This window comes from Sphingomonas sp. PEI4 (genome assembly GCF_056679955.1).
The window spans coordinates 73,794-88,523 of the sequence record NZ_JBWXPI010000005.1; the positions used below are offsets into that span (position 1 = coordinate 73,794).

The 14,730-nt window shown below is 62.0% G+C and carries 12 protein-coding genes and 1 pseudogene; 11 read left to right on the forward strand and 2 right to left on the reverse strand.

Annotated features, from left to right (window positions below):
- Positions 1 to 3: 3 nt before the first annotated feature.
- Positions 4 to 273 carry a hypothetical protein gene (locus AC1MLZ_RS23600; RefSeq protein ID WP_480962278.1) on the reverse strand — a complete coding sequence of 90 codons (270 nt, stop codon included), beginning with the start codon at positions 271 to 273 and terminating at the stop codon, positions 4 to 6.
- Between the two features lie 233 nt (positions 274 to 506).
- Between AC1MLZ_RS23600 and AC1MLZ_RS23605 the strand changes: the two genes are divergently transcribed.
- The 10 genes and pseudogenes from AC1MLZ_RS23605 (at position 507) to AC1MLZ_RS23650 (ending at position 13,167) form a co-directional block, all read left to right on the forward strand.
- Positions 507 to 731: a hypothetical protein gene (locus tag AC1MLZ_RS23605; RefSeq protein ID WP_480962279.1), complete on the forward strand. Its 225-nt coding sequence runs from the start codon at positions 507 to 509 to the stop codon at positions 729 to 731.
- A 12-nt stretch (positions 732 to 743) separates the two neighbouring features.
- The gene (locus AC1MLZ_RS23610; protein WP_480962280.1) at positions 744 to 1,598 is read left to right on the forward strand and encodes a DUF7146 domain-containing protein; all 855 of its coding nucleotides are present in this window, start codon (positions 744 to 746) and stop codon (positions 1,596 to 1,598) included.
- Positions 1,599 to 1,635: 37 nt separating this feature from the next.
- A complete protein-coding gene (locus tag AC1MLZ_RS23615) occupies positions 1,636 to 5,853 on the forward strand; it encodes a strawberry notch-like NTP hydrolase domain-containing protein (RefSeq protein ID WP_480962281.1) in 4,218 nt (1,405 codons plus the stop codon).
- Positions 5,854 to 5,968: 115 nt separating this feature from the next.
- Positions 5,969 to 8,221: a ParB/RepB/Spo0J family partition protein gene (locus AC1MLZ_RS23620; protein ID WP_480962282.1), complete on the forward strand. Its 2,253-nt coding sequence runs from the start codon at positions 5,969 to 5,971 to the stop codon at positions 8,219 to 8,221.
- A 95-nt stretch (positions 8,222 to 8,316) separates the two neighbouring features.
- Entirely contained in the window at positions 8,317 to 8,718 is a 402-nt protein-coding gene (locus tag AC1MLZ_RS23625; protein ID WP_480962283.1) for an ArdC-like ssDNA-binding domain-containing protein, read from the forward strand.
- A gap of 607 nt (positions 8,719 to 9,325) precedes the next feature.
- The gene (ltrA, locus tag AC1MLZ_RS23630; RefSeq protein WP_480961616.1) at positions 9,326 to 11,173 is read left to right on the forward strand and encodes a group II intron reverse transcriptase/maturase; all 1,848 of its coding nucleotides are present in this window, start codon (positions 9,326 to 9,328) and stop codon (positions 11,171 to 11,173) included.
- Between the two features lie 97 nt (positions 11,174 to 11,270).
- Positions 11,271 to 11,786, forward strand: a pseudogene (locus AC1MLZ_RS23635) (zincin-like metallopeptidase domain-containing protein); the annotation flags it as partial.
- A 30-nt stretch (positions 11,787 to 11,816) separates the two neighbouring features.
- Positions 11,817 to 12,440, forward strand: a complete 624-nt coding sequence (locus AC1MLZ_RS23640; protein WP_480962284.1) for a DUF6927 domain-containing protein — start codon at positions 11,817 to 11,819, stop codon at positions 12,438 to 12,440.
- A gap of 11 nt (positions 12,441 to 12,451) precedes the next feature.
- Entirely contained in the window at positions 12,452 to 12,643 is a 192-nt protein-coding gene (locus AC1MLZ_RS23645) for a hypothetical protein (protein WP_480962285.1), read from the forward strand.
- Complete coding sequence (locus AC1MLZ_RS23650) at positions 12,634 to 13,167, forward strand: thermonuclease family protein (RefSeq protein WP_480962286.1); 534 nt, start codon at positions 12,634 to 12,636, stop codon at positions 13,165 to 13,167. The genes AC1MLZ_RS23645 and AC1MLZ_RS23650 overlap by 10 nt, the downstream gene beginning before the upstream one ends.
- Before the next feature lie 351 nt (positions 13,168 to 13,518).
- On the opposite strand, the gene AC1MLZ_RS23655 is transcribed toward AC1MLZ_RS23650, so the two are convergent.
- Entirely contained in the window at positions 13,519 to 14,079 is a 561-nt protein-coding gene (locus tag AC1MLZ_RS23655) for an RBBP9/YdeN family alpha/beta hydrolase (RefSeq protein WP_480962287.1), read from the reverse strand.
- A 129-nt stretch (positions 14,080 to 14,208) separates the two neighbouring features.
- Between AC1MLZ_RS23655 and AC1MLZ_RS23660 the strand changes: the two genes are divergently transcribed.
- On the forward strand, positions 14,209 to 14,685 hold the full coding sequence (locus tag AC1MLZ_RS23660; protein WP_480962288.1) for an Lrp/AsnC family transcriptional regulator: 477 nt from the start codon (positions 14,209 to 14,211) through the stop codon (positions 14,683 to 14,685).
- Positions 14,686 to 14,730 lie beyond the last annotated feature (45 nt).

The following is a 14,730-nucleotide window of genomic DNA, read 5'->3' on the forward strand; positions in this document are numbered from 1 at the left end:
CGATCAGCTCCAAGTCATCGTTGCAGCGAAATAGCTAACGATTCCAAGCGTTACCGGTGTCGAAAGTAGATACAGCTTCTGCCAGCGCCACCATGCCTTTGGCAGGAAAAGTACGGCGCCACGAACACTTCGAACATCCTCCCAGGCCTTGTCCCGGTACAAACCATGGACCGTTACGGACACTGACATGGCCATGGCGATTGCGCAGCACATAGCTGCTGCCAGATAAATGGCGATCCAGTTGGCAATCTCGCCTTCAGAAAACTGGTTCATCGACACCTCGAATGAAAAAGGGCGCAGTCGACAAACCTGCGCAGAATGATTCTAGTTCCAACAGCAGCTTAGCGGCGAGATTTTAGCAGCTGGTAAATGAGACGGTGCGCCACTTGGTCCGTCAAAAAAATGGAGTGGAGAGGGAGGGTAAGAAATGGGTCGCGGAAAGCGGCCTTAACCCTTCCATTCCAGGGCGGCCGGTAACGGCAGCCCTCAGCACGAGGCCTGTAGCCATGACCAAGTACGTCCTTTTCATAAGGGATCACGGCGCCAAGGACGTCCTGGATTTCCATCCGAGCGAGATGTCCGCCAAAAAGGCTTTGGCCGACTATGTGACGAAGAAGACAGGACGTGATCTGCCATCTGACCCGGAAGCGGCTGTTGAGGAGATCGCCAACTACTTCAATCGTGACAAGACCTTCTACGCGATCGCCGGCGTCCCTGCCGGTGTGCGCTAAAGGGTATCGGATATGGCTATCATCGCCAATCGACCATCCCAGCACCTCGTCGATCTGGTCGGCGCGCTTGGCGGCACCTGGCACGGGAACAGCGCGATGTGTCGGTGCCCCGCGCATACCGACGGTACACCAAGCCTCTCGATCAGGCAGGGTGACCGCGGCCTGCTGGTGACCTGCTTTGCCGGGTGCGACGCTGGCGACATCCTGCGTGAGCTGGACCGGATACCAGTCGGGCGCCGATATGAACCGCCGGTTCCGGCCCAGGCAAAGGGTACGGCCAACATCGACCGGCTGTGGAACGAGGCCGTCAGTGTCTCCGGTAACCTGGCCGAGCGCTACCTTGCCTCGAGGGGGCTGTTGCCGGTGCCAACCGACGTCCGCTTCCATCCGCGCTGTCCGCTAGGCCCCAAACCCATGACTGTCTTCGAGCCGGCACTGCTGGTCGGGGTCCGTGAAGCGCAACGCCTGGTCGCCTTTCAACGCATCTTCCTGAAGCCCGATGGAGGCTATTCCCAGAAGGCGACGCTCGGCACGCTTGGTACCGGTGCATGGCGGGGCGGTGGCCTTAGTGCGACCATAGGCCTGGCCGAAGGATTCGAGACGGCGCGGGCCTGGTCCCGGATCCGCGGTCTACCGTGCTGGGCAACGCTCGGCTCGCGCCGGCTAGATCTCGTGACGATCCCTGACAGCGTCACAAAGCTGATCCTCGCGGGCGATAATGATCTCCCCGGACGCCGTGCGGTCGCGCGAAGCATTGCCCGCTTCGCATCCGACAGTCGTGTCATCCAGGTCGATTACCCGGTGGGCTACAAGGACTGGGCCGGGGCTCTCGAAGCGGCAGAGAGGGGAGAGGGAGGAAGGCGGTGAGCTGTCGGATTGGCAGCGTAACCCGAGGGAACCTGCCATGTTCGATTTGCTCGATCTTCCGCCCGTCACCGATCACAGTGCAGCGGCACGCATTGCCGAGTTGCTGGCATCGGGCACCCAAGTCGTCCGCCGCGATCTGAACGAGGCGATGACCGCGACATTCGGCGGCTCGGACGCCGACGGTCATTGGACGCAGCGCGACAGCTTCGAGATGCTCGAACACGGCATTGCGCTCCATCTCGCGTCACGGCCGTACCAACTCAACGGCATGGCTGACGTGGCACAGGCGTCGGCGATTATGGCGATGCTGCCCACCCAAACGGTCCGCAGCGAAGAGCAGATCGACCTTCAGCAATTCTCGACGCCGGTCGATATCGCCGCGATCGCCATTCTGATGGCCGCGATCGGTCCAAACGACATCCTCCTCGAACCCAGCGCCGGTAACGGCTTGCTGATCGTTCAGGCACCGGCGTGCGCCAGCCTCCAGCTGAACGAAATCGACACGAAACGCCGCGACCGCCTCGCCGGCATTTTCCCGGACGCGATCGTCACCGGTCACGACGGCGCGGCGCTGGTCAGTCTGCACGCGCGACTGCCGAAGCCGACCGTAGTGGTAATGAATCCGCCCTTTTCGCGCAGCGTCGGTCGCGGCGCCGACGATCTTGCTGCACTTCGCCATCTCCAGGCAGCGATCCGGCGGGTCGCAAAGGGCGGCCGGGTGGTTGCGATCATGCCCGACTGGTTCGCGCCCAGCGCACGGCTAAGAGCGGCCTATGAGGCGGTGCTGACCGGCTGCACGGTTCGCACCTCGCTGCGGCTTGAGCATTGCTACCGCAAGCACGGCACCGATATTGCGGTACGACTTTACGTCATCGACAAGGTGGCAGGCGGCACCTCGCACACTGTCATTCAGCGCAGTTCGGTAGCGGATTTCCTCGACGCCGTGACCATCCCGCCGCGGGCGTCGCTGGTGGCTGATACCCCGATAGCGGCGCTGCCGGTGGTCAAACCCAGCCTGTTCGGCGCGGCCCGCAAGGCTCAGGCTACCGTTGCACGCACCTATCATGCACCGGTGCGCAACAACGTACTGCCGGTCAGCTACAAAACCCTGGCGACGGCCGCACCGCTGGCCGACCAGGTCGGTTGCTATCTGCCCTACCGGCCAAGCCGGATCGTGTTCGACATCGCCGGCGACCACCCGACCGCGCTCGTGGAATCAGTGGCGATGGGTTCGATACCCGCACCCATTCCGACGCACATTGCCCACCTTCCGGAGCGCACGGTGACGGAGCGGATGCTGTCCTCATCGCAGCTCGAGACCGTGGTCTATGCGGGCCATGCCTGGGGTCAGTTGCTCCCCGGGTCGTTCAAGCCTGCCAAGGAGGGCGTCGGGCTCACCATCGATCCCGAGGGCAGTCGTTACCGGAAAGGATTCTTTCTGGGCGATGGCACTGGGGCGGGCAAGGGCCGGCAGGTTGCGGCGTGCATCCTCGATAATTGGCTACAGGGTCGTCGCCGGCATATCTGGGTGTCGAAGAACGAACCGCTGCTCGAAGACGCGCGTCGCGACTGGACGGCGCTCGGTGGTATGTCGGGCGACGTACAGCCGGTCTCCAACTGGAAGATCGACCAGCCAATCAAACTGGACGACGGCGTGCTCTTCGTCACCTACCCAACGCTGCGCTCGATGCGTACCGATCATAGCCGCCTGCAGCAGATCCTCGATTGGGCCGGCTCCGACTTCGACGGGGTAATTGCCTTCGACGAGGCGCACGAAATGGGCGGCGTCGCCGGTGGCGAAGGTGCGATGGGCAAGAAGGAAGGCTCCCAGCAGGGGATCTGCGGCGTACTGCTGCAGAACAACCTGCCCGGCGCCCGGGTCCTCTACGCCTCGGCAACCGGCGCATCCGATGTGAACAACCTCGCCTACGCGGTGCGGCTTGGCCTGTGGGGACCTGACACCGCGTTCGCAGACCGTGAGGCGTTCATCGCCGAAATCCGCAAAGGCGGGATCGCGGCAATGGAACTGGTGGCCCGCGACCTGAAGGCGCTTGGTCTCTACACCTCGCGCGCGCTGAGCTTCGCCGGCGTCGAATACGACGTGCTGCGGCACGCACTGACGCCAGCGCAGATCGAGATCTACGACACCTATGCCAAGGCCTGGAGCGTCATTCACCAGAATATGGAAGAGGCGCTGGAGCTGACCGGCGTCGTCGACGGGTTCGAAAAGACGACGCTCAACAGCGGTGCCAAGGCTTCGGCACGGTCGCGGCTGGAATCGACGAAGCAGCGCTTTTTCGGGCAGGTCCTGCTCTCGATGAAGCTGCCGACGGTCATCGCCGCGGTCGAACAGCATCTGAAGGCTGACCAGTCGGTGGTGCTGCAGCTGGTCACGACCGCCGAGGCGATCCTTGATCGACGCCTGGCCCAGATGTCGGCCGACGAGCGTGCGGATCCTACGATAGATTTGTCACCGACCGAGTATATTGCCGATTATCTGATGCGGGCGTTCCCGACGCGGCAGATGCAGACCTATACCGACGACACCGGTACCGCGCGCTCGGCGCCGATGAGCGATGAGTTCGGCAACCCGGTCCATAACCCCGACGCGCTCGCGGCCCGCGACCAGATGCTCGAGCACATCTGTGCACTGCCTCCGATCAAAGCCGCACTCGACGCGCTGATCGAGCATTTCGGCACCGACATGGTGGCCGAGGTGACGGGGCGGTCGCGGCGTCTGGTACCGACGTCGGACGGTCGCCAGAAGATCGAGACCCGCTCGGGGCGGTCCTCCCAGGTTGAGGCCGCGGCGTTCATGGCCGGCACCAAGCGGGTGCTGGTCTTCTCAGACGCTGGCGGCACTGGGCGCTCGTACCATGCCAGCCTCGACGCGAAGAACCAGCAGCAGCGCGCCCACTTCCTGCTCGAACCCGGCTGGCGTGCCGATCGCGCGATCCAGGGGCTTGGTCGCACGCACCGTACCCATCAGGCGACGACACCGCTGTTCCGGCCGGTAACTACCGACTGCAAGGGCGAGCTGCGCTTCACCTCGACGATCGCGCGGCGCCTCGACAGCCTTGGCGCCCTCACGCGCGGCCAGCGGCAGACCGGCGGGCAAAACCTGTTCGATCCGGCTGACAATCTCGAAAGCGAGTATGCCAAGGATGCACTCCTGACATGGTTCGCCCTCCTCGATGGCGGCAAGCTGACGAGCACGACGATGGACGACTTCTGCTCGCGCACCGGCCTCGAGCTGCACGACGATGACGGCGTCCTGAAGGAAGAGCTGCCGCCCATCCAGCGCTGGCTTAACCGTCTGCTAGCCCTGCCGATCGGGCTTCAGAACCTGATCTTCGATGAATTCCTGGCACTGGTCGAAACCCGCGTCGCCGCAGCCCGCGAAGCCGGCACGCTCGATGTCGGCGTCGAGACGATCACCGCGGATACCGCGACGGTCCTCGACGACACGCTGCTGCGCACCGATCCTCTGTCGGGCGCGACGTCGCACCTTCTCACGATCGAGATCGCCCGCCGCAAGAATCCCATCTCGCTCGAACGTATCCTCGACCTCGCCAAGTGGCAGGACGACGTCGCGTTCGTGGTCAACGCCCGGTCGGGGCGCGTCGCCCTCCGGACCCGGGCACGGTCGTGGATGGACGACGATGGCCAGCCAATCGCGCGCATCGAACTGCAGCGTCCCTGCCGGCGTGAGTATCTGCGCGAGGCCGACCTGCTGGAAACGGCGTGGGACGTGGTCGACCGGGAGACCTTCGAGGCCAAATGGATCGCGGAGGTTACCGAGGCGTCGGGTCAGGTCGATACCGAGACGATCAGACTGGCGACCGGCCTGCTGCTGCCGATCTGGTCGGCGCTGCCGTCGGACCATCTCGCGGTGAACCGTATTGCGGACGCCCATGGCAATTCGTGGCTAGGGCGTCTCGTATTCGACCAGCACGTCGTCCAGCTTTACACCAAGCTCGGGATCGCAAAGACCGACGATCTGCCGGTCGACGCGATCGCACGCTCCGTTCTCTCAGGGCGCAGTGTCGACGTCGTGCGGCCTTTCCCGATGACGCTCCGGCGCTCGATCGTGAACGGCAACCCGAGGGTGGAGATCGTGGACGCACCCGCCTCGCAGTTGCCTTGGCTGAAATCGCTCGGCTGCTTCACAGAAATCATTGCCTACCGGACCCGCATCTTCGTGCCGGCAACCGATGCCGAGACGGTCCTCGGCCGCGTCCTGAAAGCGGCCTGAGCAACCCCTAGGCCACGGATCATCCCAGGGGGCCGAGGCGACAAGGAGAGGAAGGGGGGAGGAAATGGGTGTTCGGAAAAGATTCCGGATGCTCAGAAACGAAGGGTGATTTCCCATGATCCAGTCCGTGAAACTCTCGAAGCTCCGCCTCTCCGCCAGCAACGTCCGCACCGCGCCCGATGAATCGCTGCAGATCGAGCCGTTCGCAGCCGATCTCGAAGCCCGCGGCGTCCTCCAGAACCTGCTCGTTACGCCGGTCTCTCGGCCACGCGGGACGTTCGAGGTGTTCGATGGCGGCCGGCGCTGGCGTGCGCTCAACATGCTGGTCGCTCGCGGCGTCATCAATCCCGACGAGTATGACGTGCCGGTGCGCGTCCTGAAAGGTGACGATGCCGAACTGACCGAAACCTCGCTCGCGGTCAGCTTCCATCACATGAAGCTCAGCCCGGCCGAGGAATGCCGCGCCTTTCAGCATTTCCTGAACGGCAGCACCGATATCGACGCTGTGGCCAAGCGATTTGGCGTTACCCGCCGCTTCATCGACGGTCGCCTCCGCCTCGCCGATCTTGCCGAGCCGATCTTCTCTGCTCTCGCGAACGGCGAGCTGACCCTCGACATGGCCAAGGCCTACGCCTCGACCGGCAGTCACGAGCGTCAGTTGCGCGTCTGGCAGACCTACAGCTCGATGGTTCACTACAACGCTGACGCCATCCGCCGGGTCATCGCCAACGACACGATGCGGGCCAATGATCCGATCGCGCTCCTGGTCGGCGTCGAATCCTACGAGGCGGCAGGCGGCGTCGTCGACCGCGACCTGTTCAGCAACGCCGGCGAGCGCTGGACCAACCCCGAGATCGCACAGACCCTCGCGGCCGCGATGATGGAAGCGGAAGCCAAGCGTATCGGCGAAGAACGCGGTCTCGCGTGGATCCGGCCTGTCGCCAGCCACAGCACCTGGGATGCGGCCCGTAGCCTTCACCGCATCGCCCTGCCGGTCCAGCCGATGTCGCCCGCCGAGGCACAGCGCGTCGACGAGATCGAGCAGCGCATGGGCGAACTGCAGCAGGAGATGGAGAACGACGAGCTCACCGAAGAAGCGTTCACCGCTTGCGACGCAGAGCATGATGCGCTCGGCGAGGAACTCGAAGCGCTGCAACGTCGTCCCTCGGTACTGCCCGCTGAACTCGTGTCGCGGGTCGGCGCGTTTCTGACGCTGTCGCAGACCGGTACGATGGTCCTGGATGAGACCTATTACAGCGAAACGCCGATCCGCGTGACGGTGGTCGAGCCGGAACCGGTCGAAGGTGATAACGGGGAGACCGACGAGACGGACGACGGGGTTGCCGACGGCGAGGGCGAGGGCTCGGAACGGGTCCGGGCGGAGCCGACCTTCCGCATCGAGGAGGGCGCAGCGACGCCGGTGACGACGGGCAGTCTCAAGGAGGTAGACCCCGATAACGCAGCGCCGGGCGGCAAGGCACTCAGCCAGGTCCTGAGCGACCAGCTCGCGATGCAGCGTCGCGATGTCCTGGCGGCGTCGTTGATCGCCAGTCCCGGCCTCGCGCTGGACTACATGCTGTTCGCCATGGTGGATGCACGGCGCGGCACCTCGTCGAACGACGGCACGACGATCAGCGCCCATGCGCCGCAGGATCCGATCCTGTCGACCAACATGCCGGGATCGCGCGCGCGCGACTACCTCGCCGAGGTACGGGACGGGCTCGATGAATCGTGGGGCGAGTCCGACAACAAGGTCATGCGGTTCGAGGCGTTCCGCGCGCTCGGCGACGAGGTGAAGAGCGCATGGCTGGCGTACATCGTCGCGACGTCGCTGGAAGCCAAGGAATCCTACGGCTCCAATCGCCAAAACCCGCTCCACGGCCGCCTGGCCAGCATCCTCGAGGTCGATGTCGCCAGCTGGTGGCGTCCGACATCGGAGAACTTCTTCGACCGGGTTTCCAAGGGTTCGTTGATCTCGCTGCTTCACGAGGTCGGAGGCCCAGCGCTGTCGAGCCGCCACGCCAGCGAGAAGAAGACCGAGATCTCGGCATCCTGCCAGAAGCTCTTCGCTGGCGAAGCGATCGTCGAGACCGACGTCAAGGAAGCTGCCCTGAAATGGGTGCCGACCGCGATGCGCTTCAGCGACACTGTCGTCGTGGGTGAGAGCGAAGACGACGGCGCGCAGGGCGATCTCGCGGACCTGATCGAGGCGGACAGCGACGACACCGACGAGGACGATCTTGCCGCCTTGGTCGGTGACGGCCCGGACGATGTCGGGACGGACGATGTCGAGACGAACGGCAGCGCCCAGATCGAACTCGATCACCAGAACGATGACGATGTGAACGAGATCGTCGCGGCCGAATAGCGGCACGACGGTTCAATTCTGAGCAGCCTCACTGCCGGCCCGCGACTTCGCGGCACCGGCAGTGCCTTTTCCTCACCGCTAACGAGGACAGCGTCATGACCGCTACAACCCGCGACATTGCGGCCGACATCACCGCCGCCATCATCGCACGGCTCGAAGCCGGGACCCTGCCGTGGCAGCGCTCCTGGTCGGTTACCGCCGAGGGCGGAAGGCCACTGCGCCATGAAGGCGTTCCATACACCGGAATAAACGCCCTGTGGCTCTGGGCGACCGCCGACACCTATGGCTATCGCAGCCGCTACTGGATGACCGCCCGTCAGGCCCGCGAACTGGGCGGCGAGATCAACCGCGATGCGAGACCGTCTTTCTCCGTCTACGCGTCGACCTTTCGCAAGGCCGGAATGCCCAATCTGCTCGGGGCGACCGCTGACCAGATGATCCGCTTTCTGCGTTCCTATGTCGTCTTCAACGCCGACGAAATCGTTGGTGCGCTGTGAAAGCGTGAGTAACTGAGTATCTCAAATGAGATTAGGATAGCTGGAAATGTCCTATGCCTACCAGTCTTACTCTGGCTCGAAAGAGCTTGATCCCCGAAAGGGGCAGGGAAACATAGCATGGCTGGAAAAGGCCAGAACTCGTGAAACCATTGTAACGAAGGATGGTCAAGGCAAGACTTGTATGGTCAAAGCTAAACTGCCTGAACCCAAATCCCGAGCGGTATATCTCGTGCCAGCCACGCAGCAATGGTTGAGGCGTGGTTCCGAGTACTCAAAGGCGTTGATCTTTCCGATGAGGATCGATGCATCCAGCCTACTCGGCGCAGCCCTATATGGGGACAAAGGGATGAAATGGGGGCCTAACCAAGTCGGATCTCTTTACTCACGTCATCACAGGATAGCCTGTAGCAGGCGGGCTTCGTCCTGTCCTGTATGGCTACGGAGCCGGAGTAGTACTCAAACGCCCGGGGTAACGCCCGGGACAGGCGTGCCTTCGGGCACGCACGACCGGCGGTATAAGGATCGAGGTGACTCATCCGAAAGCCCAACCGGCCGGGGGAAGTCCGGCAGCTTACGTCGCTCCATCAACAAGGGAAGGGACTAGCTGATGCTGTCACATACCGTCCTGAAGCGGATGGAGCAGTTGCCAAAGTTGTCTATCGCAGGGAAGCGGGTCAACGGGCTGTTCAATCTCATGAAGTGCGACCTCCTCTGGGAACAAGCGTACGAGCGGATTGCCCGTAACAAAGGTTCGCTGACGCCGGGCGTCGATGGTGAGACTTTCGACGGCTTTTCGCCCGAGAAGCTTCACCGGTTGATGTCGCAGGTCCTCAGCGGTACTCACCGCCCGTCACCTGTGCGCCGGGTCTATATTCCCAAGGCCAACGGCAAGTTGCGTCCTCTCGGTATACCAACGGTTGATGACCGCTTGGTGCAAGAGGTGGTCAGGAGCATCTTGGAACGGATTTATGAGCCCGTGTTTTCTAAACACAGCCATGGGTTTCGACCGGGACGTTCCTGTCACACCGCTCTGGACACCGTTCGCGGCGTCTGGACTGGCATGAAGTGGCTGGTCGAGGTTGATGTGGTCGGGTTCTTTGACAACATCAACCACGAAGTGCTGCTCAAGCTACTCGCAAAGCGGATCGATGATGAAAAATTCATCGGTCTCGTTCGCGGAATGCTGAAGGCTGGGTACCTCGAAGACTGGCAGGTTCGAGAGACGTTCAGTGGAACGCCTCAGGGCGGTATCGTTTCGCCTTTGCTGGCCAATGTCTACCTCCATGAGCTCGATGAGTTTATGGAGGAATACAGGCAACGGTTTGACAAAGGTGATCAACGGTCCGTCCCGGCTGAATACTGGCGGCTCAGTGGAAACATGCAATATCGTTGGAAGAAAGTTCGTCGGTTACGCTCCGAAGGCAAGGCTGACGATCCCGCTGTCGATCAAGCACTTCGCGAGATTGAGCAGATTGGGGAGAGGCGAGCGTCGCTTCGTGCGCGCGATCCATTCGACCAGAATTTTCGCAGGTTGCGTTTCGTCCGCTACGCCGACGACTTCCTTATAGGCGTCATTGGTTCCAAGGACGAGGCGCGTGAGGTGATGGCAACGGTCAAGGCGTTCTTGACCGACACCCTTTGTCTCGAAGCTTCGGAAGAGAAAAGTCGGATTGCGAAAGCGTCGGATGGGGTGAGGTTTCTCGGCTACGACGTTCATACACATACCCAGCGTCGAACCGGGAAAGTCGTGAGGAATGGCCGCGTTTCCAGGCCGCGTATGCCCTCCGACGTCATGCAACTAAGCGTACCATGGGACAAGGTCGCGCAATTTTGCGCTACGAGGAAGTATGGCGACTGGTCGGCCTTTGTCGGCCAGCATCGTCCTCGGCTTCTTCATTGCAGTGACGTTGAGATCGTGATGGCCTATAATGCTGAGCTACGAGGATTTGCTAACTACTATGCGCTAGCGTGGGACGTGAAGAAGAAGCTTAACAAACTGAGCCACATTTGGCAGTCCAGTTTTGGGCGGACGCTCGCCAACAAGCATAAGTGTTCGGTAATGCAGGTTTTCAATAGGCTTCGGTGTAGAACCGGATATCAGGTCAGCTACCAGGTCAATGGAACGACCAGAACGGTCAAATTATGGAAGTCGAGCGAGTTGAGTGTCGGAGAAATCCGGTACGGAACGATTGATATCGTTCCCTCCACTGCGAGGTGGGGCCTCAACCGCACTGAATTTGTCGAACGTCTAAATGCCAATCGGTGTGAACTGTGCGGCGTTCAAAACACGGCATGCGAGGTGCATCACGTCCGTAAGATGGCTGACATGAAGGTTGCGCCTTTGGGTCGGAAGATGATCTCCGCACGGGCGCGCAAGCGCATCGTGCTGTGCAGGCCCTGCCATGTGGACCTCCATGCCGGCAGGCTGCCCGATAGACGACGATTGCAACTCTGACGTAGGTGGAGAGCCGGATGCGCTGAAAGGTGCAAGTCCGGTTCGGAGGGGGGCCGAGGGACGTTCTCTATGAGACGCCACCCGGCCTACCCTACGCCTACCGGACTATTACTACCCGCGCGAGGTCGCACCGACCCCTTTGCTAATCTCAGAACGGCAGGATCGCATCGACGCCTTCTTTGCCGGTATTCCGGCCAAGGTGCGTCACGGTGGTGACCGCGCCTTCTTCCACCCAACCTTCGACTATATCCAGATGCCGCACACCGGCAGCTTCAAGTCAGGCGACGCGTACGCATCGGTTCGGGCACACGAGACCGTCCATTGGGCAGGCCATGCCTCCCGGCTCGATCGCACCTTCGGGAAGCGCTTCGGCGACAACGCATATTGCGTCGAAGAATTGGTCGCTGAGCTTGGCTCGGCCATGATCTGCGGCGATCTCGGTCTCCCGACCGAGCTGCACGACAGCCATGCCTCCTACCTCGCCAACTGGCTGGGGGTGCTCCGCGCCGACAAGACCGCGATCTTCCTCGCCGCCACCAAGGCCGAACAGGCCTTCTCCTACCTTCGCGCCTTCTCGACCGAGGCCGCAGCAGAAACGCGGCTCGCCGCATGAACCGGAGAACACGACATGGGTTGGCTCTCGATGACCAGCGCCGGCATGGCCGGCCACCCGAACCCCAAGGCCTATCTCGACGACCAGTTCACCTACAGCCGTGCGCTGGATGGTGGCGGCACGCGCGGCATGCGCGTTATCGACAGCGCGTTCGTCGGAAACCGCGTCTGGTACGCAGCAGCTGAGATCATTTCAGACGACGAGCCGCTCTACGTCATCGCACTCGTGTGTCTGGTCCGCTGGAACCCCAAGGCCAGAGACGGATACATATTTGCGTACAAGGACCAGGAGGAATCTATGGGACCCTGCGAGGCCGGATGTCCCGCCCGGATCCTGCGTCTCCTGTCGCCAACCAGCAAAGAAAGCGCGCTGGATTGGCGACGCCGTTGCCTCGCGAGGCTAAGGCTGCACGCCCGCAAAATCGATAACGGGATGCGGATCAAACTTCCCCGCCCGGTTTCGTTCAGCGACGGCCATACCGGCACCGAGTTCATCGTCGTGAAACGCGGCGAAAAGATCACCTTCCGGAGCGACAAGGGGCACGGGCATTACCGCATCTCGCATTTCCGCGACCTGGCCTGGTCTGTCGTTCCGGAAACCAAAGTTCACCGCACCGTCTTCGCGGCCCCTACCGCGTATGCGACACCAGCATAATGGATATCCCGATGTCTGCCGACACTCCCCTCTCGCCGCTGCGACGTATCCTGTGCAGCAGGTCCAACGCCGTCAGGGTCGCCGCATGGATGCGCCTTGACGGGATCCACACCGACATCGTCGCTACGGGCGAGCCGCTGCAGCCGTGGCTGATCGTCGAGACGACCGACACCCTGATCCAGGACGCACGCGCATGCGCATAACCCTTGTTCTCGCTCTTGCCCTTGCCGCCTGCGGAGGATCCGCCTCCCAGGCCGAAGACCCAGCGCTGATCCGCGCCGACGGTCGCGCGATCGACGGTGACACGGTATCGTTCGACGTCAGGATTTTTGGGGCCGATGCCTTCGAGAAGAGGCAATTATGTCGAAATGCGAATGGCTGCTGGCAATGCGGCAAAGCGGCACAGGACTATGCGTCGAAGCTCCTGAAGTCAGGAAGCAGCACCATCCGCCTGACGGGCAAGCAAAGCTACGGTCGTCCGATCGGAACGATTGAGATTGGGGGCCAGGACCTTGGTGAGAGCATGATCGCAGCGGGACTTGCCGTGCCGGCGACCAGCTATCTGAAGAACGACCCGGAGCGCGCGCAGCGTTATCTCGCCGCTTACGAAAATGCCGAGGCCAGACATGCCGGCGTGCATGCCGGCTACTTCATCGATCCGGCAAAATGGCGTCGCGGCGAACGCCTCTCGTGCGAGGCCCGGGGCAAAAGCAGCCGAGAGAGCTGAATCGCGTGGGAGGCCTCTGTGCATTATTCGGACACAGATTCACGGTAGGAATCGGTTGGCCTGAAAGGGCAGTGTCGAACGCTAAGCTTGGCGATCCGCGCAACGAACGCACCCTTTCGTTAGGCGCGATCATTCCTGCTTTCCCATCTCTGATTGGCAATTTTGGGAAAGAGCAATCGGGAACAGATTTTGGGAAAAAGGGGATGGCGCGACCGCGGCCGGTGCAATCGCTAGGGCGACTTTCCTGCTGTGCGTTCCATTCGAGACGGGGCAGGCCGTCTCGTGGGCAGTTGGTTCACGGCGAAACCCTACAAGCGTCCATAATCCTCCTTACGGGACGGGAGGTTCGAATTAATCTAGCCTGCCAGAGCCTAAACGGCAGCCCCCCGAAAGGAATGCCGTAAGAAGTCGTCGACCTTCCGGCCACGATCCCAGTCCACTCGCTCCATTGATATGGCCCAGCGCTCCAACATTGACGATACCGGCCTTCCAGTCGCGAGCATTGCGCTCGGCATGCTCGAAGGAGGCATAGGGATCGTTGCTGCTGGCCACGACGAGGGTCGGAAACGGCAACGGCGCCGATGGCGCATCGGCGAAAGTGGCGGCTGCCTCATGCGGAAATTGGGAACCGTGCGGATCGGGGACGGCGACGAGAAGTGCCCCAGCTACCAACTGTGTGAGCGCAGAGCGGGCCGCCCAATGGGCGACGAGAAGGCAGGCGAGGCTGTGCGCCACCAAAATCCTCGGCTCGACGGCCTCGTCGAGGCTGACATCAAGGGCCGTGATCCAGTCGCTCAGTTCCGGGCGGTCCCAGCTGCTTGGTTGGAACCTCGTCGAGTGAGGGTCTTGGCGCTGCCAGATCGTCTGCCAGTGCGCGTCTCCGGAACCACCGATACCAGGAAGGTAAATCATCGCCATCTCATGCCGCAGAAAAATGGGAACGGCCGGAATATGCGGCAGTTGACGTGCCGAGTATATGGATGATCATCGGCTGCGAAGCGTTCTTGTCGATGATTTAAAGGCGATCAGGATCAATTGCAGATGGCACCCCGTTCGGACCTCATTCTCGACGTAACCGATCGTGCCATTCTGGCGGCCCTGCAACAGGACGGCCGAATCGCTCTTTCCGAACTCGGACGACGCATCGGCCTTTCGCAGCCCGCCATGTCGGAACGCGTCCGTCGCCTTGAAGAGCGCGGGATTATCACGGGCTACGGCGCCCGGATCGATCCCAAGGCGATCGGCATAGCCACCTCCGCCATCATGCGGTTGCGCACCACGCATGAGCACATCGAGCCCTGCCTGCAATTATTTAGAGCCTTGCCTGAGGTGATCGACGTTTATCGCGTGACCGGCGAGGATTGCTTCGTCTTGCGCGTCATGGTGCCGGCGCCCGAGGATCTGGAACGGATTGTGGACTCGGTGGCGAGATACGGGGCGGTTGCTACCAGCGTGGTCCTCAGGAGCGAACCGCCCAAACCTGTAGAACCTTTCCTGCCCAACATGTCACGCAATTGATTCCCGAAATTCGATCCAGAGTGTGCGAAAACTTGGTTGCCTGAT

Excerpts from the sequence above, each read along its gene's own strand:
- ltrA (WP_480961616.1), top strand. The coding sequence starts at position 9,326 with ATGCTGTCACATACCGTCCTGAAGCGGATGGAGCAGTTGCCAAAGTTG.
- AC1MLZ_RS23655 (WP_480962287.1), bottom strand. The coding sequence starts at position 14,079 with ATGATTTACCTTCCTGGTATCGGTGGTTCCGGAGACGCGCACTGGCAG.
- AC1MLZ_RS23625 (WP_480962283.1), top strand. The coding sequence starts at position 8,317 with ATGACCGCTACAACCCGCGACATTGCGGCCGACATCACCGCCGCCATC.
- AC1MLZ_RS23645 (WP_480962285.1), top strand. The coding sequence starts at position 12,452 with ATGTCTGCCGACACTCCCCTCTCGCCGCTGCGACGTATCCTGTGCAGC.
- AC1MLZ_RS23600 (WP_480962278.1), bottom strand. The coding sequence starts at position 273 with ATGAACCAGTTTTCTGAAGGCGAGATTGCCAACTGGATCGCCATTTAT.
- AC1MLZ_RS23615 (WP_480962281.1), top strand. The coding sequence starts at position 1,636 with ATGTTCGATTTGCTCGATCTTCCGCCCGTCACCGATCACAGTGCAGCG.
- AC1MLZ_RS23660 (WP_480962288.1), top strand. The coding sequence starts at position 14,209 with ATGGCACCCCGTTCGGACCTCATTCTCGACGTAACCGATCGTGCCATT.
- AC1MLZ_RS23620 (WP_480962282.1), top strand. The coding sequence starts at position 5,969 with ATGATCCAGTCCGTGAAACTCTCGAAGCTCCGCCTCTCCGCCAGCAAC.
- AC1MLZ_RS23610 (WP_480962280.1), top strand. The coding sequence starts at position 744 with ATGGCTATCATCGCCAATCGACCATCCCAGCACCTCGTCGATCTGGTC.
- AC1MLZ_RS23650 (WP_480962286.1), top strand. The coding sequence starts at position 12,634 with ATGCGCATAACCCTTGTTCTCGCTCTTGCCCTTGCCGCCTGCGGAGGA.
- AC1MLZ_RS23640 (WP_480962284.1), top strand. The coding sequence starts at position 11,817 with ATGACCAGCGCCGGCATGGCCGGCCACCCGAACCCCAAGGCCTATCTC.
- AC1MLZ_RS23605 (WP_480962279.1), top strand. The coding sequence starts at position 507 with ATGACCAAGTACGTCCTTTTCATAAGGGATCACGGCGCCAAGGACGTC.